The sequence below is a fragment of the Nonomuraea turcica genome (genome assembly GCF_030718205.1).
Lineage (GTDB): Bacteria > Actinomycetota > Actinomycetes > Streptosporangiales > Streptosporangiaceae > Nonomuraea.
In genome coordinates, this window is the sequence record NZ_JAUZQF010000039.1 from 26297 (window position 1) to 49502 (window position 23206).

Genomic DNA, 23206 nt, shown 5'->3' on the forward strand with positions numbered 1-23206 from the left:
CCCAGCACGCTCAACTGCGCATCGACACCGGGCTGGAGATCTACTTCGCCGACCCACACAGCCCCTGGCAACGCGGCACCAACGAGAACACCAACGGCCTGCTGCGGCAGTACTTCCCCAAAGGAACCGACCTGAGCCGGCACAGCCAAAACGATCTGGACGCGGTCGCTGCCGCTCTCAACAGCCGCCCCCGGAAGATACTCGGCTGGCGTACTCCCGCCGAGGCGTTCAACGAGCATCTATGCTCGTTGACAGGCAGTGTTGCAACGACTCCTTGAACCCGAGCAGTACACCTCGATCGCCTTCGGTCAGCGCTGCGAACAGGCCGGCATCCGCCCCTCGACGGGCAGGACCGGGACGTGCTTCGACAACGCCATCACCGAGAGCTTCTTCGCGTCCCTGGAGTGCGAGCTGATCGACCGGCGCACGTTCCGGACCAGGTCAGAGGCCGAACGGGCCCTCTTCCGCTACATCGAGGGCTTCTACAACCGACGCCGCCGTCACTCCGCCAACGGCCAACTCAGCCCTGCCGAGTACGAGCATCGCCAGGCGCTCAAGAACACCCAAGAAGGCGACTATGCTGCCGCGTAGCCGCAAGCCCTGATGTGTCCATCAAACCGGGGTAACTTCAATCGTCCAGTCGGCCCTCACTCAGTCGATCAGTTCCGCGACAACGGCGTGGACTGCCGCGCGCGTCTTTTCTTGCGGCTCGGTCGAGCCCCATGGCCTTCTCGAGAGCTCCGACATCTCCACGTTGTACCCTGCTCGACGAACAGCGCCCTCAGCGGCGGTGGCGAGCACCTTGGCCTCAGATAGGGCGTTTGCGGTCAGAGTGGATCAGTGCCGGCGATGGCCTGGAGCAGGTAGCGCAGGGCCGGTCCAGGCGGTCCTGATGGTACGGCCAGTGACGTGATCAGTGTCGGGGCGGCCAGGGGTCGGATGGCTACTCGGGGCATCGGAGGAAGGTCGCCCACTTGGTAGAAGACCGTCCAGGACGGTGTGCTTGAGCCGATGGCGGTGAACGGCGGCCCGAGAAGCGGCTCGGCCCCGGCTTCTCGGATGATGCCGACGATCAGGTCGTGGAAGGGTGGGTTGTGATCGCGGGGTGCGAGCCGCAGCGGGAGTCCCGCGAGCTGTTCCACGCGCAGGACGGGTTCGGCGGCGAGCGGGTGGCCGATCGGGAGAGCGATGAACAGCGGGTCGCTCCACACTGGGAGCAGCTCCAGTTGGGGAGCTTCGGTAAGGGCGCGGACCACGGCGGCGTCCAGCTCCCCTGATCGCACCGATGCGAGCCGCTCGGCCACGCTGAGCCGGTGCAGCCGTACCTGAAGCGTGGGCGCGATGGCGGCCAGATCGTTCAGCAGGCGGTGGATGCGGTCACCGGGCCCTTGGATGGCGCCTAGGCGCAAGATGCCCTCCTTGCCCGCGGCGATGTCCACGGCCACCTGGCGGGTCCGATGGGCCGCTGCCAGCACGGCCCGAGCCTCGGGCAACAACAATTCGCCGACGCTCGACAGACGCACCTGCCGGGTGGTGCGGTCGAACAAGATCACGCCGAGCTCACGTTCCAGCCGGGCGATCTGCTGGCTGACCGCCGCCTGGACAATGTGTAGCCGCTCCGCGGCCCGGCTGAAACCACCCTCCTCGGCCACCACCACGAAGTACTGCAACTGCCGCAGCTCCACACATCCTCCCGCGATCTATCACGATCCCTGATCAATGCATGGGGCGAACGCTCCTGGTTGCCACCTTCTTCCCGCGCTCGAATGGATCCCGATCTCAGTACAAGGGAGCTGATCATGTCCTCTTTCGCTGATGCGCTGGTACTGGAGCCGCACGACGCCGAGTACGTGGCGCTGCCGGGTGGCGGCGGATTCCAGCTGCTGGCCGATGCCAGCGACGCGGGCGGAGCGCTGGCCGCCAACCGCCTCAGTCTCGGCAAGGGCGCCAATGGCGCGGCACCGCATCATCACGAGCTGTCGACGGAGCTTTTCTACGTGCTCGACGGGACGGTGGAGTTCTTGCTCGACGACCAGGTGATCACGGTGGGCCCGGGAGGTCTGGTGGTGATACCGCCGCGCATGCCGCATGCCTTCGGCGCGACGCCCGCCACCACGGCCAGCCTGGTGGTCCTGACCCCCGGCATCGACCGCTTCGGCTACTTCCGCGCACTGGGGCGCATCCAGCACGGGCTAGAACCGTTCGACAGCCTTCTGCCCCTGCAGGAGCGCTACGACGTGCACTTCCTGGACGCGCCGGCCTGGGCCGCCGCCAGGTCCGACCACGGAAAGCGATCCTGATGACCACTCTGAACGACTCCCACCGACACCTCTCCCCACTGTCCACGGCACTGCGCCTGGGCGCGTTGTTCGGCCCGACGGTCTTCGGCGTCACGGCCGCAGGCGTTGCGCTGCCCGAGGTAGCCGCAGCACTGCGCGCCGATCCGGCAAGCGTGGCCTGGGTGCTGACCGCGCACGCCCTTGCCCTCGGCGTGGGCACCGCTGTGTTCGCCAAGCTGGCCACCTCGCGCGGCCTGCGGGCCGCACTCCTCATCGGCGCGCTGGTGCTGGCCGCCTGAGCCGTCGTCTGCGTGCCCGCACCCAACCTCGGCCTGCTGGTCACCGGCCGCCTGCTCCTGGCCACCGGCTCGGGCGCCATGGCGGCCGGTGGAGGCGCGCTGCTCACCACGCTGGAACCCGCGCACCGACGCCAGATCCTCGCCGGCTACGGCATGGTCATGGCCTGCCTCGCCGCCAGCGCCACTCTGGTCGGCGGGCTTGTCACCACCTTGCTGACCTGGCGGTTGACCCTCGTCCTCCCAGCCCTGTCGCTGGCCGCCGTCCCGCTGTGCCTGCCGCTGGCACGGCGCCCCGGATCCAGGCTGCCGATCGGTCTGACCGGCGCCGCCGTCCTCACCGTGACCGTCAGCACACTGCTGACGCTCATGCAGGCGCGAACCCTGGACCTGCAACCCGTAGTCGTCCTTGCCCTGGCGTCGATGTTCCTGCTGGCCGCCGCGACGATGGTGCGGCACGTCCGCCGAAGACCGGGCGGGTTCATCCCCTGGCCCGTGGTCGCCGAGGGTGGCTTCTGGATGGTGGTGTCCATTGGCGTCGGCGTGTTCGGCGGCTTGTTCGCGGGCATGTACGCGGTCCCGCAGATCCTGGCTGCTCATGGCTGGAGCGTGCTCGGGATCGGCGCCGCGCTACTCCCGGGCGCCGCTGTCGGCGCCGTGCTCTCCCGGCTGTCAGGACGCCTGCGCGCGCGACAACCGCCAGCACGACGTGTTCGGCTACGCGCACGGCGAGATCGCCGCGATGCTCGAGCGTACTGACGGGCCAGATTGCTGGTCGCCCGGGGCACGAACGCCGCCGGACACGGCCTGTCCATTCGGTACCGGAACGTCAACGGCGCCCCGTCAGCCGTGGTGTTCGCCGACGACTCCCCTTTCGCTGTCATGGTCGTCGGCCTGATCCAGGACGGTGCTCAGGTGGACGACATCTATGTCGTCACCAACCCCGACAAACTCTCTCGCATCCCTTAGGAGCAGCCATGTATCTGATCACCGGAGGCAACGGCCTGCTAGGCCGCACGCTCATCGACCAGCTTCTCGACGCCGGCAACAAGGTGCGCGCCGCCACCCGCCACCCCGCCACCGCCGGTCTCCCGGCCGGGGTCGAAGTCGTCGCAGGCGACCCGTCCGAACCGGAGACTCTGCGCGCCGCGTTGGTCGGGCGTCACCGGGTTGTTCCTAACTGCGTGTGAGGAAGCCACAGATGGCATGAGGCTGCCTCGCCGTTTGGGGACCGATGGAAGCCCTATCCTGGCCCACAACCCGCGAGCGTCAACGAGAACGGGCGGGACTCTGTGAGACTGGAGACCCGCCCGTTCGTACGATGTTCGCCCTGGTCAGCGGCCGGAACCGCCGGTCAAGATCGTGTGCCCCGTGTAGGATTCGAACCTACGCACCCGGCTCCGGAGGCCGGTGCTCTATCCCCTGAGCTAACGGGGCTCAACGAGTGATAAGGCTACCAGCATCTAGCTACCACTCTGCACCGGATAACGCTCGTCGAACACATCCCGTGAAAACCGCACGTGACGGGTCCGCTACCGGTTAACTTTGCGCCCGTGAGCGAGGTTCTTGGCAAAGTGCTGGTCGTGGACGATGACGAGGTCATCCGTCAGCTCATCGCAGTCAACCTGAATCTGGAGGGGTTCGAGGTGGCCACCGCCACGGATGGGCAGGATTGCCTTGATCGCGTGCGGGACGTCATGCCCGACGTCATCACGCTGGATGTGATGATGCCGTACCTGGATGGGTGGGCTACGGCGGAGAAGCTGCGTACGGACGAGGACACCAGTCACATCAAGGTCGTGTTGATCACGGCGCGGGCGCAGGATGACGACAAGCGCCGGGGGCGGGGTATCGGGGTTGACGCCTATCTGACGAAACCCTTTGATCCGGCGGAGTTGATTGAAGTTGTGCGGGATCTCGCGGCGAACGCTCAAGGGTGAAGGGGGCGGGTGCCAAGTGCCACGAAGGCTGTGGACACGGCCGTCTTTGCGTCCAGCTCCCAGCCTTTCGCGTACGCTGCGGCGAACTCTTCCCTGCCCAGCGCGGCTTGACCACTGCGAGTGAGCTCGCGGACCTGCGGATCGGTGTGGTCGTGCGCGCCCCGCAGCCGGGCGGCGGCCCCGAGCAGCACGGCCGACTCGTGCTGCCGCCCGCGCGTTTCGGCGAGCGCGGCCGCGTTCACCGTCACCAGCGACAGGATCGGCAGTTCCCGGGTTGCCAGTGCGGCCGCGTACGCCTCCCGCAGCGCCTTGTCGGCGCCGGGCAGGTCGCCCAGCGCCAGGCAGAGCGCGGCCCGTGCGTTGCCGACCAGCGTCCGGGCGTGGTCGGCGGGGAACGCGGTGTAGCCGGGCAGACCCCGTTCGGCGTCGTCGAGCAGGTCGGCCGCCCTGCCCAGGCCGCCGAGCCGCACCCGGAGGTCGGCCTCCCGCGCGTCGACCAGGACCAGCAGCTCTGCCGAGGACGCGTGCAGCGCACGCTCCCGGGCGGAGTCGATCATCGCCATCGCGCGGTCGGTGTCGCCGCGCCGCATGTGCACGTCGATCCAGCGCAGGTCGCTGTAGAGCTGGTCGCCGAGGCTGAGCGAGCCGAACTCAGCGGCCAGCGTGCGGGCCTCGCGCAGGTCGGCCAGCGCGCCGTCGAGGTCGTCGTATCGCCGCAGCCGGGCGCGCCTCGGAAGCGTGGCGGCCTCGCCCCAACGGTCGCCGACCTGCCGGAAGCAGGCCAGAGCCGCCTCCACGTGGACACGCATCCGGTCGAGCGCGCCCGCGTTCTCGGCGATCTCGGCCTGGAACATGTGGGCCAGCCCGGACAGCCACACGTCGTCGCCGTCGGCCAGGCGCTGGAAGATCGCGAGCGCGGCCTCCTCCTCCAGCAGGAAGAGCAGGACCGGGCCGATCACGCGGTAGTGGCTCGGCAGCTCCGGATGCGCGAGCAGCCGGTCGGCCAGCTCGCGCATCTCCGCCCGGTCGTCCGCGGCTTCCCCGGCGCTGATCCCCGACAGGATGTCCGCCCGGTTGAGCAGGTAGACGGCTCGGGCGCAGTCGCGCTCGGGCGTTGGCCCGCCGCCGGGCAGCGCCAGGGCCTCGCCCAGCCAGTAGGCGGCGTCGGAGTGGCGGCCGGACATCTGCCAGTACCAGGTCAGGGTCAGGGCGAGGGCGGTCGCGCCGGGGGAGTCGTGGGTGGCGCACAGGTGGCGCAGGGCGGCGAGGGTGTTGTCGTACTCGGCGCTGATGACCTTCATGGCTGTCAGCTGGCCGGGCCCGCGCAGTTGAGGGTCGTGGCGGGCCATCAGCTCGGTGAAGTGGGCGGCGGCCAGGTCGCGGGCCGTGCGGAGGTCGCCGGTGTCGGTCAGGCGGTCGGCGCCGTACTCGCGGATGGTTTCGAGCATGCGGTAGCGGCCGGTGCCGGGCGCGAGCTGCAGCAGTGACCGGTCGACGAGGGTGGCGAGCAGTTCGGGGATTGCGGCGGTGGGCACGGTGGTGCCGGCGCAGACGGCGGTGGCTGAGGCGGGTGTGACGCCGCCGGGCAGGATGGAGATCCGTTCCGCGACAATGCGTTCGTGCTCGCTCAGCAGCTCCCAGCTCCAGGCGATGACCGCGCGCAGGGTACGGTGCCGGGGTGGCGCGGTGCGGCTGCCGGAGGACAGCAGCCGGAACCGGTCGGAGAGCCCGTCGGCCAGGTCGGGCAGTGACAGCGTCCGCAGCCGGGCGGCGGCCAGCTCGAGGGCCAGCGGCAGGCCGTCCAGGCCGTGCACCACGCGCACTATGTCGGGCAGTGTGGTCTCGTCGACGTCGAAACCGGGTCGCACGGCGGTGGCCCGATCGGTGAACAGGCGCACCGAGGCCGCCCTTCGGGCCTGTTCGATGTTGTCGCCCGGGTCAGGCAGCGAGAGCGGGGCCAGCGGCACGAGCGCCTCGCCGTCGACCGCGAGGGGTTCGCGGCTGGTGGCGAGCACGCGCAGCCCGGGGCTACGGGGCAGCAGCGCCGCGACCAGGTGGGCCACGGCGTCGATCAGGTGCTCGCAGTTGTCGACCAGCAGCAGGCTCTCCCGGCCGCCGAGCTCGCCGACGAGGACGTCCAGCTCGTCACCCTCGACTCGCTTGCGGGCGTCGAGCATCGCGCCGCCGCGCAGCCCGATCCCGGCGAGCACGGCCGTGGCGATCTTCGCTGGTTCGGTGACGGGGGCGAGGTCGATGAGCCAGGCACCGTCGCGGTATTCGTGGCGGTGGCGGCGAGCGGCCTCCAGCGCGAGCCGAGTCTTCCCGGAGCCGCCGGGGCCGAGGACGGTGACCAGGCGCCTGGTGGTGAGCAAGGTGCCGATGCGGCTGAGGTCGTCGTCGCGGCCGATGAAGCTGGTCAGCGGCGCGGGCAGGTTGGTCGACCGGATCTGGCCGGGGTCGGTGGCCGCCTGCCACGCGGCATTCCGCCCGGTTACAGCCGCAGCGCTCTGGCCGGGGCGCAGCAGGCGCTGGTGGCGTTCCCGCAGGGCGGTGCCCGGGTCGGCGCCGAGGACATCGGCCAGGGTCTGCCGGACCCGCTCATAGACGGCCAGCGCCTCGGCCTGACGCCCCTGGGCGGCGAGCGCGTCCATCAGCAGCGCGGCCGCCCGCTCGTGGACGGGCTGCTCGGCCAGCAACCCGGTCAGCCGGGCAGCGGCCACCTCGGCCCGTCCCAGCGACAACTCGGCGTCGGCGAGGTCGGCGACCGCCTCGATCGACACATGTACCAACCGTGTCGCGACCGTGGGCGCGACCGCGGCGATGACCGCGGGTTCGGCGCCAGGGTCGTCGCCCCACAACGCCACGGCCTCGGCAAGCGCGACGACCGCGGCCTCCGGGTCACCTGCCCGCAGCCTCTCCCGACCGGCAGCGGTGAGCCGCTCAAAGCGCGGCGCGTCCACGTCGGCCGCGTCCACCGCCAGCCGGTAGCCCCCCGCGACCTGCACGATCACGCCACCGGCCGTGCCGGTCGGGGTGAGGGCGCGGCGCAGCCGGGAGACGAGGGTCTGCAGGGCGTGGGCAGGGCCGGACGGCGGCTCCTCGGCCCAGATCGCGTCGACCAGCACGCCCGGCTCGACCGCGCGGCCACCGGCGAGCGCCAGCCGTACGAGCAGGCCCTGCAACCGCGCACCCGCAACGGGCAGGACGGCGTCACCGCGGGACACCTGAAACGCGCCGAGCAGCCTGACGCGAAGCCGTGCATCCCCGTCCATTCCCCGAGTTTCGCGCGCACACCCGCAAAGCCCCAAATCGGGGGGCCGTGTCAGCGCCGCGTGTGCCCCGTGTGTGCCTCGTGTGAGCGACCCGCCTCAGTCTTCACATGCCGAACCACAGGAGGAAACCTTGAACGACATCAAGCAGCGCCGCGGGGCCGGGACGGCGCTCATCGCTAGCGGAGGCATCTTCTTCACCGCCGAGTTCATCGCCGCCGCAGCATGGACGGATCCGCCCTACAGCTACACGCACCACTTCATCAGCAACCTCGGGGTTCACGGCCCCATAACGGCGTTTGGGCAGTTCATATACTCCCCGCTCGCGACGGTGATGAATACCGGCTTCTTCTTGTTCGGGCTCGCCGTGCTGACCGGCGTCGTCATGCTGAGGGGACTGCCGGGCAGGTGGCGCTGGGCGATGGCCGCGACGGCGGTGCTGCTGGCGGTCGGCGGCATGCTGGTGGGACTGTTTCCGGGGTCTGACGACAACGGCACGACCGACTACCACGGGCTGGGCGCTCTCATGACGTTCATCCCCGGCAACGTGCTTTCCATCCTGATCGGCAGGGCGCATCAGCTCCTAGGAATCTCCCCCAGACTAGGCCGGGCCCTGGTGGTGTTCGGGATACTCGGCTTGGTCGCGCTGGTGGGCTTCGGAACCGTCCTCGTCTCGGATGCCGGCGTCCTCATCGGCCTCTTCGAACGCGGAATCATCTATCCGTTCCTGATCGGCTTCATCATCGTGGGAGCGGCACTACGGAGGCGCCGTGCGTAGGAACTCAGCGGTGCCGTGAGGGCGGTCGGCGACGGCTCGATGTTCGCGCCCGCGCCCGGCAACGCCATCGTCGCTCACCGCGAGGAGTGACAACCCGCCCCTGGGGACGAGGGCTCTGCGGTTGTCGAGGCCAGTGGTGCCAGCGTGGTTCTGCGCTTGGTCGACGAGGCGCGTGCGCCGGTGTAGGGCTCTTTCGTACGCTGGCGGCAACATTCCCGTTCGAAGGGTTGAATCGTGCGTAGCTCGATTTTCGGCAATCTCGACGGCCAGCAGCTGCCCGGTGGGTTCGCGCTGGAGAACAAGAAGATGTTGCGGGTCCAGTTGCCTCATGAGGTGCTCGCCAAACAGGGCTCGATGGTCGCCTTTCAGGGGCAGATGGACTTCGATTACGAGAGCGCCGGAGGGCTCGGCAAGCTGTTCAAGAAGGCCGTCACCGGTGAGGGCGCCTCGCTCATGCGGGTCCGTGGTGAGGGCCTGCTCTACCTGGCCGACAATGCCGACGACATTCACCTGTTCTTCCTGGAGAACGAAGGGCTGACCGTCAACGGGCGGAATCTGCTGGCTTTTCAGCCACAGCTCACTTGGGACATTCAGCGGGTGCAAGGGGCTGGGGTGGCTGCGGGTGGGCTGTTCAACACGACGGTCACGGGGACGGGGTGGGTGGCGGTGACCACGCACGGCACGCCGGTGCTGCTCGACGTCGCCCGCATGCCGACGTTCGCGGATGGGCAGTCGGCGGTCTGCTGGAGCACGGGGCTTCAGGTCGGGGTCAATCGGACGATGAAGGTGGGGGCGTTGATCGGGCGGGGGAGCGGGGAGGCCATGCAGCTGGCGTTCAGGGGGCAGGGCTTCGTGCTGGTGCAGGCCAGTGAAGGTGCCCCCATAGTGACAGGCCAGTGAAGGTGCCCCCATCGTGACGACGTCATGACGAGCTGCTAGCCGCAGGTCGGCGCGGGGGCGGTGTTGACGCCGTTCCAGGAGGCGAGGAAGCCGAACGTGGCCGTGGCGCCGGGTGCCAGCGAGCCGTTCCAGCTCACGTTACGCACCGTCACGTCCGCGCCGCTCGCGCTCAGCGTGCCGTTCCAGATCTGGCTGATCTGCTGCCCGTTGGCGAACGCCCACCGGACCGTCCATCCGTTCATCGGCGCGGTGCCGGTGTTCTTGACGGTGACCTCGCCCTGGAAGCCGCCCTGCCATTGACCGACGTTCTTGTAGGTGGCCGTGCATCCTCCAGTACCGGTGGGGGTTACGGAGGGTGACGGGGTTACGCCGGACAGGGCGTTCACCAGGGCCGGGTACCACTTGTCGGAGATCTTCTGGTCGCCCGCCGCGTTCGGGTGCACCCCGTCGTACGTGTCCGTGCTGGTGCTGAACCCCGTCCACTGGTCCACCACCGTGATCGGCGACTGCTGGGTGGAGGTGGTGGCGGCCCAGCCGGGGATGGCGTTGTTCAGGTTCACGGCGCGCTGGGCGCATTCGGCGCACGTGGACGGGTTCATCGGGATGATCTGGGCGACGAGGATCTTCATGGCGGGGTTGCTCGCCCGCATCTGGTTCACCAGCGTGGTGTACGCGCTGAGGATCGTCGCGGGCGGGATGTTGCTCCACACGTCGTTGGTGCCGAAGTGCATCATGACGATGTCGGGCCGGGTCGCGGCGAGCCAGCCGGGCAGCTGGTTCTGGTTGGCGACGTTCGTGGCCAGGTAGCCGCCGTGTCCCTCGTTGTCGCCGTCGTACGGGACCGAGCAACCCTGCGCCGGGAGGGTGCCGACGAAGTCGACGTCCGTGTAGCCGGTGCTCTGGAGCTTGTTCCAGAGCAGGGCCCGCCAGCAGCCGGGAGAGCCGGTGATCGAGTCGCCCAGGGGCATCACCCTGATGGCGGCGGCGCTGGCCGGGGTGGTCGTCAAGAACAGCACCGCGCCGGCCGTCGCGAGCAACGCCGCCAGTAACGCCCAGGTCTTCCGCATCGTCCGCGCTCCCGTCGTCGCCTGGCGCTGATCGTAAGAGCGCGGCTCGGAGACGGGAAGGCGGCAGCCTGGGCGGAGGGACGCGACCTGCGGCGATGCGCGATCCGGGATGTAACTTTCAAGTCAGGGGCGGACGATGGCGAGCGGGCACGGGGCGTGGTGGAGCAGGGCGTGGCTGATCGAACCCATGATCATTCCAGTCAGCTGACCATGCCCGCGCGTCCCCACCACTAGCAGATCGGCCCGCGCCGCCGCTTCCTTGAGCACCTCGATGGGGTGCCCGTGGACGACCTCGGCCACCACCTCCACCCCTGGATGCCGCGACCGGCCGTCGTCGGTCAGCTTCTGCAGCGCCCGGAGGGCGTTCTGCTCGCCGTTGGGGTCGGCCGGTTCGAAGCCGCTCGGGTGCGGCCAGGCCCACGCCTGCACGGCACGCACCCGCGCACCGTGCAACTCGGCCTCGGTGAGGGCGAAGTCAAGTGCACACAGCCCGCCGGGCGAGCCGTCCACCCCGGCCACGATTTCCCTGCGCGGCGGCCGGGGCAGCTCACGGATGAGGACCACGTTCGTACGGGCGTGCGCGGCCACTCCGTGCGCGACGGACCCGACCAGCAGCCCGCGGATGCCGCCGATGCCGCGGCTGCCCACGACCAGCAGCTCGGCGCCTTCGGAAGCGTGGATCAACGCGGTGCGGGGATCGCCGGGCAGCAGCTCGGTGGTCACCTCCACCTCCGGGTGCTCGCGACGGACCCGGTCCTCGGCCGCCGCGAGCACCGTGGCGGCGCCCTCGCGCATCCATCGCCTGACCTCGACGTAGTGGCTGCTGGGCGTGTCCTCGTACACCCACTTGGCCACCGCGTGGGCCACGACGAGCGGCGTGTGTCGAAGGGCGGCCTCGGCGGTGGCCCACGCGGCGGCTTCCAGCCCGGTGCGTGAGCCGTCCACCCCAACGATGATCACGACAACCGCCTTTCAGGTAAACGCGAAGCACTCCACCTCTGCCCGGCGGAACGGCAGCCCTTTGTCCGTGGAGTCCTTGGTGCACTGGCGCTCGGCTCTGCTGAGCTTCAGCGTGCCGCAGACGGACACGCCGGAGTACGTGCGGCAGTCGAGCGTGGGGTCGGCCTCTCCGATCCGGTACATGGCCTTGACGTCCGTGCGGCACTGGGTCCGCGCCCGCGCCGTGTTGGCGTAGCGGCATTGGGCCATCAAGGTGTCGAACTGCTCCTGGCTGACTTCGTGCTTGTCCATGCCGTCCCCAGCGGCGGTGGTCCCTCCCAACGCGGCCACCACCACGAGTCCTGCGACAGCGGCTATCTTCATCATGGTTTCCCCTGATGGGGACGTACCGCCCAGGGCGCTCGTCAAACCTCGCGCCGGCGCGCCAGCACGCTGAGCCAGGTGCGGTGGGTGGTGCTCAGACCGTGTTCCAGGACCTCGAACCCGGTCGATTCCAGCATCGCCAGCAGCGTGTCGGGGTCGCGGTGCACGAACCACCGGGAGACTTCGGTGTCGTACGGGATCGGCTCCCATTCCTGCCGGTCGCCGGCTGAAGTGCTCATTCCGAGCACGCCGCCCGGCCGCAGCGCCGCCGACCAGGCGCGCAACGTCGGCTCGGTCTCGTCGGCGGGCACGTGGAGCAGTGCCGCGCAGCACCACAGACCCGCCAGTGAGCCGGGGGCGAGCGGTGGCCTGCGCAGGTCGCCCAGCACTGCGGGCACCCTCTGGGCGGCGGCCAGCCTGGCCATCTCGGTCGAGCGGTCGACCCCGACGACCGGCAGCCCCTGCTCCAGGAACCAGGCCGCGTCATGCCCAGGACCACATCCCAGGTCGGCCACCGGCCCCCGCACCGCCTCGGCGAACCGCTGACGGAAGGCCAAGAAGCCGCCGCTGCGGGTCCGGCTGCGCTCGGCGAAAACCGGGGCGATGCGGTCGTAGGTCGCGGTCGTGCGGGGGGTGGGATCGTCCATCACCCGGATCATGCCAGGTTTGGCGCGGCATCGGGGGTGGGTACGATCATCGCCGTCCAACGCGGGAGCCCGGTACGGACCGGGCTGAGAGGACGGCTGACAGCCGCCGACCGCCAGAACCTGCTCCGGGTAATGCCGGCGAAGGGAGTTTGCGCGATGCATGACGCGCGTTTTACCAAGGTTTACACCGGTGACCTCCGTGTGCCGATGCGCCAGGTGCGCCTGTCGAACGGATCGACGGTGACGTTGTACGACACGTCAGGCCCGCACACCGACCCCGCCGTCGAGACCGACGTCAGGCGAGGGCTGCCACGCCTGCGCGAGCAGTGGGTGCGCGACCGCCGCGCCGCCGGCCAGCCCGTCACCCAGGTCGGCTGCGCCAGGAAGGGGCTGATCACCAGGGAGATGGAGTTCGTGGCCGTCCGCGAGGGCCTCGACGCCGAGTTCGTCCGCCAGGAGGTCGCGGCCGGCCGGGCCATCATCCCGGCCAACGTCAACCACTCCGAGTCCGAGCCGATGATCATCGGCCGCGAGTTCCTCGTGAAGATCAACGCCAACATCGGCAACTCGGCCGTGACGTCCTCCATCGAGGAGGAGGTCGAGAAGATGACCTGGGCCACGCGGTGGGGCGCGGATACGATCATGGACTTGTCCACCGGCCCGGACATCCACGAGACCCGCGAGTGGATCATCCGCAACTCGCCGGTCCCGGTCGGCACCGTGCCCATCTACCAGGCGCTGGAGAAGGTCAAGGGCCGTCCTGAGGACCTGTCGTGGGAGGTCTACCGGGACACGCTCGTCGAGCAGTGCGAGCAGGGGGTGGACTATGTGACCGTGCACGCGGGGGTGCGGCTGGCGTACGTGCCGCTCACCGCCGGCCGCAAGACCGGCATCGTCTCGCGCGGCGGCTCGATCATGGCCGCCTGGTGTCTGGCGCACCACCGCGAGAGCTTCCTGTACGAGCACTTCGCCGACATGTGCGAGATCCTCGCTCGTTACGACGTGTCGTTCTCACTCGGGGACGGGCTGCGGCCCGGCTCGATCGCGGACGCCAATGACGAGGCCCAGTTCGCCGAGCTGCGCACGCTCGGCGAGCTGACCAGGATCGCACGTGAGCACGACGTCCAGGTCATGATCGAGGGCCCGGGACACGTGCCCATGCACAAGATCAAGGAGAACGTCGACCTGCAGCGCGAGCTCTGCGACGACGCCCCCTTCTACACGCTCGGGCCGCTGGTCACCGACATCGCCCCGGGCTACGACCACATCACCTCCGGCATCGGCGCCGCCATGATCGGCTGGTACGGCACCGCCATGCTCTGCTACGTCACCCCCAAGGAGCACCTCGGCCTGCCGGACAAGGACGACGTCAAGACCGGCGTGATCACCTACAAGATCGCCGCCCATGCGGCGGACCTGGCCAAGGGGCATCCGCGGGCGCAGGAGTGGGACGACGCGCTGTCGGACGCGCGGTTCGAGTTCCGCTGGGAGGACCAGTTCGACCTGTCGCTCGACCCCGATACCGCCCGCGCCTTCCACGACGAGACCCTGCCTGCCGCGCCGGCCAAGACCGCGCACTTCTGCTCGATGTGCGGGCCGAAGTTCTGCTCCATGCGGATCAGCCACGACATCCGCCAGGCGGGCTACGCGGAGAAGGCGGAGGAGTTCCGGCAGCGCGGGGGCACCGTCTACGTCGATCAGCCAGTCAGGGTCTCGCCGCCGACCGGGGCCGGCACCTCGCCCGTGCAGGACGACGGCCGGCCGGGCCAGGTCGTCAGCCGAGGCTGAGCAGGCCCGCGTCGACGACCCGGCGGCCGAAGGGGCGGGCGAGTTCGGCCAGGCGCTCGCAGCCGTCCTCGCCCAGCGCCCCGTACGCGGCCATGGCCAGGGTGTCCGTACGGTCCTCGAGGTGGCGGCGCAGCGCTTGGCCCGCCGCGCTCAGTGCGCCCCCTTCCAGCAGCCCGCGGGCGTGGAGGCCGGCTTCCGCGGCCGTCCACGCCTCCTCCGGCCAGGCACGGCTGATCTTGAGGAAAGCGACGGGGACCTCGCCGCCGGCGGCATGGAGGACTAGGGCTTCCAGGCCGGTGAGGCCTTCGGCGAGGAGGGTGGCCACATGGCCGTCGCCGCGGAACTCGCGGAGCAGGGTCTGAGCGTGCCAGAGCTGCTGAAGCGGGTCGTCCGGCCAGGGGAGCGCGGCGTGGGCGGCGAAGAGCGGCCGGCCCTGGGGGTGGTCGCAGGCCGCCGTGGCGGCTCGGCGGGCCAGGTCGAGGGTCTCGGCCAGGTGAGGAAGCTCGTGGATGCCCGCCCGGCGCAGGGCTTCGTCGGCGGCTTCGAGGCGGGCCTCGAGCATCTGCTCCGGCGTCACCACGTCCCAGGCGGCGGGGAGGGAGCGGCGTACGAGGTCGGGGCAGAAGTTGTAGAAGGTGGCGATGACCAGGTCGGCGGAGGCCCGGCCGAAGGCAGCGCCACGCGAGGCGAAATATCCGGACATGCCGGTGAGGCCGAGAGTGGCGTAGCGGTTGGCGGCCTCGGGAACGAAGTAGATCATGCCGTGCAACGGCTCCAGGCGGCGCCAGGCGCGGCGGGCCGCGACCGTGTTGCCCGTCATGACGTCGTCAGCGAGTCGATGAAGCGCGACATCCCGGCCAGCCATCGGTCGGGATCCTCCGCCTTGCGGCGCGCGAACTCCGCCACCTCCGGGTGCGGGAAAATGTGAAAGCGCTCGGCCGCCAGGCCCTCGACGACGGTGGTGGCCACGTCGGCCGGGTCGAGGATCGTGCCCGACGCGCCCACCGCGCGGGCGGTCAGGTGGTCCTCCTCCTGGCCACGCTCGTACATGTTCGTCCGCACCCCTTGCGGGCACAACACGCTGACCTTGATGCCCTGGGAGCTGTAGTGCATGGCGACCCACTCGGCGAACGCGATCGCCGCCGCCTTCGTGACCGCGTACGGGGCGTCCCCGGGGCAGCCGATCAGTCCGGCCGCGGAGCAGGTGTTCAGGAGGTAGCCGCCGCCGCGGGCGATCATGGAGGGGACGGCGGCGCGGGCAGCGTACACATGGGCCAGGACGTTGACCGCGTACAGGTCGCTCCACTCCTGGTCGGGGGCGTCCAGGCCGTGGCCGCCGATGATGCCGGCGTTCGAGCAGAACAGGTCGACGGGGCCGAACGGGGTGTCCACCAGGGCAGCGACGTCCGCCTCCGATGCCACGTCCACCCGGGCGGGCACCGCGCGTTCGCCGATCTCCTTGGCCACCGCGCTCGCGCCCGCCTCATCGAGGTCGGCGACCACCACCCCCGCCGCGCCTTCCGCGGCGAACCGCAGGGCCAGCGCCCGGCCGATCCCGCCCGCCGCACCCGTGACCACGACGACCTTGTCCCGCACCTGCATGGATGCTCCTCCTGAACCGACCGCCCGGTATGTAGAACCATATTCTATACAAGCGTGATCAGATGAGAGGTTTCTCATCTGGGCTTCAGCGTGGTCTCCTCGAAGGGCGTCAAGGTCGAAGGCATGAAACAGCGGGCAATGGTGATGCTGTTCGGGCTGGGTGCGGCGGTGGCCGGAATCCTGTCGGTGGGGCTGGTCAATGCGGCCGATCGGGGCTCTGATCTGGGTGAGCCCGTCGTGGTCTCGCCATCCCCTTCGGGCTCGCCTGATCGAAGCCAGTCCCCGTCGCCAGGCCGGAGCCAGTCAGGCGATGCGGCCCATGCGCCCGAGAAGACCGAGAGCAAGCGGCCGACCCCACGCAAGACCAAGGCCGAGCCGGTCAAACCGCCATCCCCCAGGCCAGGCGGTGGCGATGATGATGGCAGCGACGACGATGATGATGGTGGGGACGATGACGATGACGACTGATGGGGAGACCGCATGCGAGTGAGCGCCCGTGCCCGGATTGTGGGCTGGATGCTCGCCGTCGTCGGCCTCGCCCTGTCAGTCTCGATCTTCGCGACCTGGACCTTCCTCCAGACGAACCTCGACAACCGGGTGCAGCACGAGCTCGAGAACGAGGTCGACAAGCTGCGTAAGTACGCGGACAACAGCCGCGCCATCAGGGACGTCGAGGTCCTGCTCGAGGGGTACCTCGCGATCAACTCGCCGGACCGGTACGAGACCTTCTTCAGCATCGTCGAGGGCCAGCCCCACAAGGCCACAGCGATCCCGCCGCCCGTGCCCCTCGACGCTGACGGCGACCTGGTGGCGCGGCTGGCCACGGCCACCAGGACAATCAGCGGAAATGTCGAGACCGCCGAGGGGAGGGTCCACTATGCGGTCATCCCGGTCAGGGTGACCGCCGACCCCCGCCCCGCCCACTTCGTAGTAGCGATCTTCTACGACATTCACCGTAATGAGATCGTGGAGGCGGTGCGGGTGCTCGGGCTGTCCGCCTTGGCCGCGATGGCGCTGGCCGGGGCGGCCGGGTGGTTCGTGGCCGGGCGGGTGCTGGCGCCGGTCCGGCTGGTCAGCCAGACGGCCGAGCAGATCAGCGACTCCTCCGACCTGACCCGCCGGCTGGACGTGCCGGGGGACGACGACGTGGCCGCGCTCGCCGGTACGTTCAACCACATGCTCGACCGGCTGGAACGCGCCTTCTTAGTACAGCGGAACTTCCTGGACGACGCCGGGCACGAGCTGCGTACGCCGATCACCGTCATCCGCGGTCACCTCGAGCTCATGGGCGACGACCCGGCCGACCGCGCTGAGACGCTGGCCCTGGTCACCGACGAGCTGGAGCGTATGAACCGCATCGTCGACGACCTCCTCACCCTCGCCAAGGCCGAGCAGCCGGGGTTCCTGGCCGTGGACACCGTCGAGCTGGCCGACCTCACGGTCAGCGTGGTCGCCAAGGCGCGGGCGCTCGGCGAGCGGAAGTGGCGGGTGGACGAGGTGGCCGAGGCCCGCGTGCCGGCCGACCGCCAGCGGCTCACGCAGGCGCTCATGCAGCTGGTCGCCAACGCTTTCCGGCACACGAAGGACGGCGACCTGATCGCCGTCGGGTCCGCCGTCCGGGATGGCCGGGCCGATTTGTGGGTACGCGACAGCGGTCCCGGGGTGGCGGTCGCGGATCGGGAGCGCATCTTCAGCCGGTTCGCCCGCGGGGCGGGCCGTACCGGCGCCCACGACGGGTCCGGGCTCGGCCTCGCCATCGTCAAATCCATCGCCGAGGCCCATGGGGGCCAGGTGCAGGTGACCGAGGCTCCGGGCGGCGGGGCCTGTTTTGTCATGTCCATCCCGCTGTGGGAGGTGCGGTGAACCGCATTCTGATCGCCGAGGACGAGGCCAGGATCGCCTCCTTCGTGGAGAAGGGGCTGCGGGCCAACGGGTTCGTGACCGCCGTGGTGGGGGACGGGCTCGGGGCGTACGACCTGGCGTGCGCGGGCGGGTTCGACCTGCTCATCCTGGACATCGGGTTGCCGTTGAGCGATGGCTTCACGGTGTTGCGGCGGTTGCGGGAGTCCAAGGTGACCATCCCGGTGATCATCCTGACCGCTCGCGACAGCGTCACCGACACCGTGGCGGGGCTGGAGGGCGGCGCGGACGACTACATCGCCAAGCCCTTCGCCTTCGAGGAGCTGCTGGCCCGGGTGCGGCTGCGGTTGAGGGCCGATCGTACGCCCGAGGTGACCGTGCTCCGTGTGTCGGATTTGTCGCTGGATTTGCGTACCAGGCGTGCTTATGTGGGGGACCGGGCGGTGGACCTGTCCACCCGGGAGTTCGCCCTGGCGGAGATCTTCTGCCGGCATCCGGATCAGGTGCTGACCCGGGAGCAACTGCTGAGCCACGTGTGGGGGTTCGACTTCGACCCCGGCTCGAACGTCGTGGACGTCTACGTGCGGTACCTGCGTCGCAAAATCGGCGCGGACCGGATCGAGACCGTACGCGGCACCGGATATCGCATGAGAGTCGCCTAATCATCACCTCACGGCTGCTTCACCGGCCTCCTCCAGGCTGTTCATCAACAGGACAGAAAGAGGAGGGACCGTGTTCACCGGACTGGCGATGGACCTCGTGGCGATCATCTTGCTCGCCTACGGCATCTACTATCGGCGCCACCACAGGCGCGATCTGCTGTTCGCCTACATCGCGCTGAACGTGGGCATCTTCGCGGTGGTGTCGCTGCTGCTGGTCCAGCGGGTCGACATCGCCGTCGGATTCGGGCTGTTCGGGCTGCTGTCGATCATCCGGCTGCGCTCCAGCGAGATCACCCAGCAGGAGATCGCCTACTACTTCGTCGCGATCGTGCTGGGGCTGGTCAACGGGATCGCGGCGGCGATGCCGCTGACGGCTCTCACCCTGAACGGGGTGCTGCTCGCGGTGATGTACGTCGCCGACCACCGCGGGCTGCTCGGCCGCACCCGCCAGCAGCTCGTGACGCTGGACGTCGTGCACGCGGACCCGGAGCTGCTGAAGGCCGACCTGGAGAGCCGGCTGCGGGCCCGGGTGCTGCAGGCCATGGTCACTCAGGTGGACTACGTACGCGACGTGACCGTCGTGGACGTGCGCTACGTGGTGCCGGACATGAAGGCGAGGGTGCGGTGAACGCGGACGTGGTGCTCGCCGGGGTCGCCGCGGGGGCGGCGGCGATCGAGCTCGAGGACGTGCCGGAGCTGATGAGCCGGGTGGACTCCAAGTACATCGTGCCGGCCGCGACCATGGTCAGGCTCGCCGCCGAGCTGGGTGACCGGTTCGCGGTGTTGCGGATCGACGGGCGGCGGCAGTTCCGCTACACCTCGACGTACTTCGACACGCCGGACCTGGTCACTTTCCGGCAGCATCGGCAGGACCGGCGCCGCCGGTTCAAGCTCCGGACGCGGACGTACCTGGACGGGGGCGGCCGGTGGCTGGAGCTCAAGCTCGGCGGGGCACGCGGCAGCACCGACAAACACCGCATCCCCTACGACGATGCGCCGGCGCACGCGCTCACCGCGGAGGCGCTGGACTTCGTGAGCGACACCCTGGTGCGTGAGCTCCGCCTGACCATGCCCCGCCCGCTGGGGCCGGTCCTGTCCACCGACTACAAGAGGGTGACCCTGGTGGACCGGGCGGGAATGGCCCGGCTCACCTGCGACACCGGCCTGGTCTGCCGCGGTGCGGGCCGGGTCGTGCCCGCCCACAGGGACCTGGTCCTGCTGGAGTCGAAGTCCGCGGACGGCAAGGCGGCCGTCGATCGGGTGTTACGGGGGATGGGGGTTCGGCCGGTGAGCGTGAGCAAATATTGCATCGCCGTCGCCGCCCTCCGCGACCGCCGCGCCAACCGGTGGCATCCGGTATTGCACCGCTACCTCGAGCCCGAGCCGGCGGTTCAGACGGAGATGACGACTTTGCCCCTGGCGTGTCCCTCTTCGAGGTAGCGGATCGCCTCGGGCGTTTCGCTCAGCGGGTAGGTCCGGTCGATGACCGGGGTGATCTTCTTGTCGTGGAGGAGGTCGTGCAGGGCGGCGAGCGTGTCCTTGCTCGGGCGGGCCACGTAGTTCACGAGCCTCTGGCCGCCGAACAGGAACATCAGCTTCCCCCCGATGATCCGGTTCATGGGGCCGGCCCAGCGACCGCCGCTGCCGGAGTTGGGGATGAACGTCCCGCGGGTGGTCAGAACGCGTCTGCACGCCGACAGGGGATGGTTGCCGACGTTGTCGAGGATGAGGTCGTAGCGGCGGGGCCCGCGGGTGAAGTCTTCTTTGGTGTAGTCGAGGACGTGGTCGGCGCCGATGGAGCGGACCATCTCGACGTTGCCGGTGCTGCACACCCCGGTCACCTCGGCGCCCAGAGCCTTGGCGATCTGCACCGCGAAGGTGCCCACTCCGCCCGCGGCGCCGTTGACCAGCACCCGGTGCCCGGGCCGGACCCGTCCCACGTCGCGGAGGCCGACCAGGGCGGTGACCGCCGCCGTCGGCACGGCCGCCGCCTGCTCGAACGTCAGGCCGGCCGGTTTCCTCAGCACCGCCGCGTCCTGGCGGACGGAGACGTATTCGGCGAGCGCTCCCTCGGCGCAGCCGAACAGCTCGTCGCCCGGTTGTAACTCGGTGACGTTCGCGCCCACTGCCTCGACGTGCCCGGCGAAGTCGGCGCCCAGGCCGTTGGCCTTGGGGCGGGTCAGGCCGGCCACCGCGCGGAAGATGTAGGGCGCGCCCCGCATGAAATGCCAGTCGCCGGCGTTGACCGCGGCTGATCGGACGCGGACCAGCACGTCGTCGTCGCCGACCGCCGGCAGGCCGGTGTCCTGGAGAGTGAGCACGCTGGGCGGGCCGTAGGCGTAGAAGCGGATCGCCTTCATGAGACTCCTTGTTCATCTTGCTCTGGCGGGTGTAATAAATTTCTGACAGGTGTAACCGTAACATTCGCCTCCCGGCCCGGCAATGGCATGAAAAAGCCCCGGAGACGAGCACGTCGTTCCGGGGCGGGAGAGGCGGGAGGGGCGGAGGACTACAGAGGAAGGCCGCCGGTGGCGGCGCTCGTCGAGCCGGTCGCCCGATAGGCGGCGATCGTGCGTTCGGCGATGCGCATCTGGTGGATCTCATCGGCCCCGTCGGCGAAGCGGGCCCAGCGGGCGTGCTGGAACATGCTCGCCAGCGGCGTGTCCGTCGAATATCCCAGTGCCCCGTGCACCTGGATCGCCCGGTCCACGATCCGGTTGAGGCTGTTGGCCACGAAGTGCTTGGCCATCGACACCTCGGTGCGGAAATCCTCACCCTTGTCGATCTTGGAGGCGGCGTGCAGCACCATCAGCTTGCACTGGTACAGCTCCATGGTGGAGTCGGCGATCATCCACTGGATGCCCTGCTTCTCGGCCAGCAGGGAGCCGTGGCTGTAGCGGTTGAGCGCGCGGTCCACCATCATGTCCAGCGCGGTCTCCGCCTGCGAGATCCACCGCATGCAGTGCGCGAGTCTGGCCGGACCGAGCCGATACTGGCCCAGGCGGTGGCCGTTGCCCCGTCCGCCCAGGATCTGGTCGTCGGGCACGCGCAGGTCCTGGATGTGGATCTCGCTGTGGCCGGTCGAGCCGTGCATGGTCTCGACCTCGCGCACGTCGTTCCAGCCCGGGCTGGGCAGGTCCACGAGGAAGGCGGTGGTGGCGCCGCGCGACCCCTCCGGCACGTCCGGCTCTGTCCTGGCGATGAGGATGGCGAAGGTGGCGCGCCGGGCATTGGAGATGAACCATTTGTGGCCGTTGATCACCCATTCGTCGCCGTCGCGTACGGCTTCGGTGCGGATCAGCGTGGGGTCGGAGCCCGCCACCTCGGGCTCGGTCATCGCGAAGCAGGACATCTGCGTGCCGTCGAGCAGCGGGCGCAGGTATTTCTCCTTCTGCTCGTCCGTCGCCCAGTGCAGCAGCGTGTGCATGTTGCCCTCGTCGGGGGCCATGCAGTTGAGCACCCACGGGCCGACGCGGGTCTTGGCCGCCTCCGACTGCACCATGGCCAGCTCCACGTGGCCCAGCCCCATGCCGCCCCACTCTTTAGGCATGTGCGGCAGCCACAGGCCCTCGGCCTTCGCCTGTGAGCGCAGCCGGACGAGAGTCCGCAGGTACGCGTCGCGGTCGTGCTCCTTCACCTCCTCCATCGCGGGGATGACGGTGCCCTGGATGAAGGTGCGGACCCGCTTGCGGATCTCCTCGTGCTCGGGGGCGAGGGTGAAATCGATGGCCACCTCCCCGAAAGTACTCTCTCAGTTGGGTTTGCGCAGCGGGGTGAAGGCCCAGGACATGCGGGGCTCGACCGCCCAGTGGAAGAGCTTGCGCACCGGCGGCGTGCACAGCAGCGTGGCCGCGACCAGGCCGAGCCCGATCGACGGCAGCAGGCCCAGCTCGAACCGCTCGGTGGCTTTGACGACGAAGCCGTGGAGCAGGTAGGCGTACATGGTGGCCGCGCCCAGCCCGCTGAACCACGTGTGCCGCGCCGGCGTCACCGCCAGGAACGCCGCCACCAGCAGCGCCCCCGCCACCAGCAGCCCCAGCCTGATCGCCGTGCCGGTGAGGTCGTCCACGCCGATCTCCGTGTTCGACAGCCGCCACCTGATCCACTCCGTCGGCACGGCGGCGTGCACGAGCAGCGCCGTCGCCAGCCCCAGGCCGAGCACGCAGGCCCCGGCCAGCCTCATGTACGGCCTGCGCAGCCACTGGAAGTGCTCCGGCTTCAGCATCAGCCCCAGCACGTAGAAGGGCAGCAGGCCGAACGTGCGGTTCATGGACAGCTCGTCCGGCAGCTTGCTCATCCCGGTCAGCAGCGACAGCACGACCGCGACCAGCAACGGCCACCTGAGCTGCTGCCACACCGGCGTGGACAGCCGCCACAGGAACAACGACATCAGGAACCAGGTCAGGTAGTACGGCTCCAGCAGGCTCAGCTCGAACTTCCCGTAGAGGAACAGCCGGGGCAGTGAGTACGCCAGCTCGAAGATCACGTACGGCACCGCCAGCGTGGAGATCAGCTTGCGTGCCTTGCCGGCCCCGAACGTGAACTTCCGCGACAGGTAGCCGGTGAGCACGATGAACAGCGGCATGTGGAAGACGTACACGTAGAAGTAGAGCGCGTGCGCGAGGGGCGCGTCCCGCTGGTTCTCGATGAGGTGACCGCACACGACGAGCAGGATGGCCAGGTATTTGGCGTTGTCGAAGAACGGATCCCTGGCGGTGACAGGCTCGGCAATTACGGTCGTGCTCACAGGCAACGCACCCTAGCCAGGCTCATGGAACCGCCAGGAAACCGCGGG

The 23206-nt window shown here is 69.4% G+C and carries 25 protein-coding genes, 1 tRNA gene, 2 pseudogenes and 1 riboswitch; of the genes and pseudogenes, 16 read left to right on the forward strand and 12 right to left on the reverse strand.

Features of this window, described 5'->3' with window-relative positions:
* Positions 1-5 precede the first annotated feature (5 nt).
* A pseudogene (locus Q9G87_RS54545) lies at positions 6-278 on the forward strand (IS30 family transposase); the annotation flags it as partial.
* A 4-nt stretch (positions 279-282) separates the two neighbouring features.
* A pseudogene (locus tag Q9G87_RS54550) lies at positions 283-591 on the forward strand (transposase); the annotation flags it as partial.
* Positions 592-827: 236 nt separating this feature from the next.
* Here the strand turns inward: Q9G87_RS54550 and Q9G87_RS54555 are convergent.
* Positions 828-1685, reverse strand: a complete 858-nt coding sequence (locus tag Q9G87_RS54555; RefSeq protein WP_305924596.1) for a LysR family transcriptional regulator — start codon at positions 1683-1685, stop codon at positions 828-830.
* Between the two features lie 81 nt (positions 1686-1766).
* Between Q9G87_RS54555 and Q9G87_RS54560 the strand changes: the two genes are divergently transcribed.
* Genes Q9G87_RS54560 through Q9G87_RS54580 form a run of 5 tightly spaced genes read left to right on the forward strand, consistent with a single transcriptional unit; the run spans position 1767 to position 3765 of the window.
* The gene (locus Q9G87_RS54560; RefSeq protein WP_305924597.1) at positions 1767-2300 is read left to right on the forward strand and encodes a cupin domain-containing protein; all 534 of its coding nucleotides are present in this window, start codon (positions 1767-1769) and stop codon (positions 2298-2300) included.
* On the forward strand, positions 2300-2578 hold the full coding sequence (locus Q9G87_RS54565; protein ID WP_305924598.1) for a hypothetical protein: 279 nt from the start codon (positions 2300-2302) through the stop codon (positions 2576-2578). Before Q9G87_RS54560 ends, Q9G87_RS54565 begins: the two co-directional genes overlap by 1 nt.
* A gap of 12 nt (positions 2579-2590) precedes the next feature.
* Positions 2591-3334, forward strand: a complete 744-nt coding sequence (locus tag Q9G87_RS54570) for an MFS transporter (protein WP_305924599.1) — start codon at positions 2591-2593, stop codon at positions 3332-3334.
* Between the two features lie 9 nt (positions 3335-3343).
* On the forward strand, positions 3344-3544 hold the full coding sequence (locus Q9G87_RS54575; RefSeq protein WP_305924600.1) for a hypothetical protein: 201 nt from the start codon (positions 3344-3346) through the stop codon (positions 3542-3544).
* 8 nt (positions 3545-3552) lie between these two features.
* On the forward strand, positions 3553-3765 hold the full coding sequence (locus tag Q9G87_RS54580; RefSeq protein WP_305924601.1) for an SDR family oxidoreductase: 213 nt from the start codon (positions 3553-3555) through the stop codon (positions 3763-3765).
* A 175-nt stretch (positions 3766-3940) separates the two neighbouring features.
* On the opposite strand, the gene Q9G87_RS54585 is transcribed toward Q9G87_RS54580, so the two are convergent.
* A tRNA-Arg gene (locus tag Q9G87_RS54585) sits at positions 3941-4012 on the reverse strand.
* A gap of 116 nt (positions 4013-4128) precedes the next feature.
* On the opposite strand from Q9G87_RS54585, the gene Q9G87_RS54590 reads away from it, so the two are divergent.
* Positions 4129-4515 (forward strand): response regulator transcription factor, encoded by a 387-nt coding sequence (locus Q9G87_RS54590; RefSeq protein WP_305924602.1) that lies wholly within the window; start codon positions 4129-4131, stop codon positions 4513-4515.
* On the opposite strand, the gene Q9G87_RS54595 is transcribed toward Q9G87_RS54590, so the two are convergent.
* Entirely contained in the window at positions 4506-7787 is a 3282-nt protein-coding gene (locus Q9G87_RS54595; RefSeq protein ID WP_305924603.1) for an AfsR/SARP family transcriptional regulator, read from the reverse strand. The two genes, Q9G87_RS54590 and Q9G87_RS54595, sit on opposite strands and share 10 nt — an antisense overlap.
* Positions 7788-7917: 130 nt before the next feature.
* Here Q9G87_RS54595 and Q9G87_RS54600 point away from each other — a divergent pair, with 130 nt between their 5' ends.
* Positions 7918-8562, forward strand: coding sequence for a DUF998 domain-containing protein (locus Q9G87_RS54600; protein WP_305924604.1), 645 nt, complete (start codon positions 7918-7920; stop codon positions 8560-8562).
* Between the two features lie 234 nt (positions 8563-8796).
* On the forward strand, positions 8797-9462 hold the full coding sequence (locus Q9G87_RS54605) for an AIM24 family protein (RefSeq protein WP_305924605.1): 666 nt from the start codon (positions 8797-8799) through the stop codon (positions 9460-9462).
* Positions 9463-9497: 35 nt separating this feature from the next.
* On the opposite strand, the gene Q9G87_RS54610 is transcribed toward Q9G87_RS54605, so the two are convergent.
* The 4 genes from Q9G87_RS54610 to Q9G87_RS54625 all read right to left on the reverse strand — a co-directional run bounded on the left by Q9G87_RS54610 (position 9498) and on the right by Q9G87_RS54625 (position 12499).
* Positions 9498-10529, reverse strand: coding sequence for a cellulose binding domain-containing protein (locus Q9G87_RS54610; protein WP_305924606.1), 1032 nt, complete (start codon positions 10527-10529; stop codon positions 9498-9500).
* A 123-nt stretch (positions 10530-10652) separates the two neighbouring features.
* Positions 10653-11489 carry a universal stress protein gene (locus Q9G87_RS54615; RefSeq protein WP_305924607.1) on the reverse strand — a complete coding sequence of 279 codons (837 nt, stop codon included), beginning with the start codon at positions 11487-11489 and terminating at the stop codon, positions 10653-10655.
* A 12-nt stretch (positions 11490-11501) separates the two neighbouring features.
* A complete protein-coding gene (locus Q9G87_RS54620; protein WP_305924608.1) occupies positions 11502-11855 on the reverse strand; it encodes a hypothetical protein in 354 nt (117 codons plus the stop codon).
* A 38-nt stretch (positions 11856-11893) separates the two neighbouring features.
* Positions 11894-12499 carry a class I SAM-dependent methyltransferase gene (locus Q9G87_RS54625; protein ID WP_305924609.1) on the reverse strand — a complete coding sequence of 202 codons (606 nt, stop codon included), beginning with the start codon at positions 12497-12499 and terminating at the stop codon, positions 11894-11896.
* 51 nt (positions 12500-12550) lie between these two features.
* Positions 12551-12663, forward strand: a riboswitch (TPP riboswitch).
* Here Q9G87_RS54625 and thiC point away from each other — a divergent pair.
* Positions 12656-14287, forward strand: coding sequence for a phosphomethylpyrimidine synthase ThiC (gene thiC / locus Q9G87_RS54630; protein ID WP_305924610.1), 1632 nt, complete (start codon positions 12656-12658; stop codon positions 14285-14287). (Overlaps the previous riboswitch by 8 nt.)
* Here the strand turns inward: thiC and Q9G87_RS54635 are convergent.
* Positions 14274-15107, reverse strand: coding sequence for an SCO6745 family protein (locus Q9G87_RS54635; RefSeq protein WP_452452607.1), 834 nt, complete (start codon positions 15105-15107; stop codon positions 14274-14276). The genes thiC and Q9G87_RS54635 overlap by 14 nt on opposite strands.
* A complete protein-coding gene (locus Q9G87_RS54640) occupies positions 15104-15889 on the reverse strand; it encodes an SDR family oxidoreductase (protein WP_305924612.1) in 786 nt (261 codons plus the stop codon). Before Q9G87_RS54640 ends, Q9G87_RS54635 begins: the two co-directional genes overlap by 4 nt.
* A gap of 123 nt (positions 15890-16012) precedes the next feature.
* Between Q9G87_RS54640 and Q9G87_RS54645 the strand changes: the two genes are divergently transcribed.
* The 5 genes from Q9G87_RS54645 to Q9G87_RS54665 all read left to right on the forward strand — a co-directional run bounded on the left by Q9G87_RS54645 (position 16013) and on the right by Q9G87_RS54665 (position 19851).
* Positions 16013-16357: a hypothetical protein gene (locus tag Q9G87_RS54645; protein WP_305924613.1), complete on the forward strand. Its 345-nt coding sequence runs from the start codon at positions 16013-16015 to the stop codon at positions 16355-16357.
* Positions 16358-16369: 12 nt separating this feature from the next.
* A complete protein-coding gene (locus Q9G87_RS54650) occupies positions 16370-17752 on the forward strand; it encodes a sensor histidine kinase (protein ID WP_305924614.1) in 1383 nt (460 codons plus the stop codon).
* Entirely contained in the window at positions 17749-18411 is a 663-nt protein-coding gene (locus Q9G87_RS54655) for a response regulator transcription factor (protein ID WP_305924615.1), read from the forward strand. Before Q9G87_RS54650 ends, Q9G87_RS54655 begins: the two co-directional genes overlap by 4 nt.
* A gap of 70 nt (positions 18412-18481) precedes the next feature.
* Positions 18482-19039 (forward strand): DUF4956 domain-containing protein, encoded by a 558-nt coding sequence (locus Q9G87_RS54660; RefSeq protein WP_327585085.1) that lies wholly within the window; start codon positions 18482-18484, stop codon positions 19037-19039.
* A complete protein-coding gene (locus Q9G87_RS54665) occupies positions 19036-19851 on the forward strand; it encodes a polyphosphate polymerase domain-containing protein (RefSeq protein ID WP_305924616.1) in 816 nt (271 codons plus the stop codon). Before Q9G87_RS54660 ends, Q9G87_RS54665 begins: the two co-directional genes overlap by 4 nt.
* Here the strand turns inward: Q9G87_RS54665 and Q9G87_RS54670 are convergent.
* From Q9G87_RS54670 to Q9G87_RS54680, 3 genes are all read right to left on the reverse strand, one after another.
* Positions 19803-20771 carry an NAD(P)-dependent alcohol dehydrogenase gene (locus Q9G87_RS54670; RefSeq protein WP_305924617.1) on the reverse strand — a complete coding sequence of 323 codons (969 nt, stop codon included), beginning with the start codon at positions 20769-20771 and terminating at the stop codon, positions 19803-19805. The genes Q9G87_RS54665 and Q9G87_RS54670 overlap by 49 nt on opposite strands.
* A gap of 149 nt (positions 20772-20920) precedes the next feature.
* On the reverse strand, positions 20921-22144 hold the full coding sequence (locus Q9G87_RS54675; protein ID WP_305924618.1) for an acyl-CoA dehydrogenase family protein: 1224 nt from the start codon (positions 22142-22144) through the stop codon (positions 20921-20923).
* 18 nt (positions 22145-22162) lie between these two features.
* Positions 22163-23158: an acyltransferase family protein gene (locus tag Q9G87_RS54680; RefSeq protein WP_305924619.1), complete on the reverse strand. Its 996-nt coding sequence runs from the start codon at positions 23156-23158 to the stop codon at positions 22163-22165.
* Positions 23159-23206: the final 48 nt, after the last annotated feature.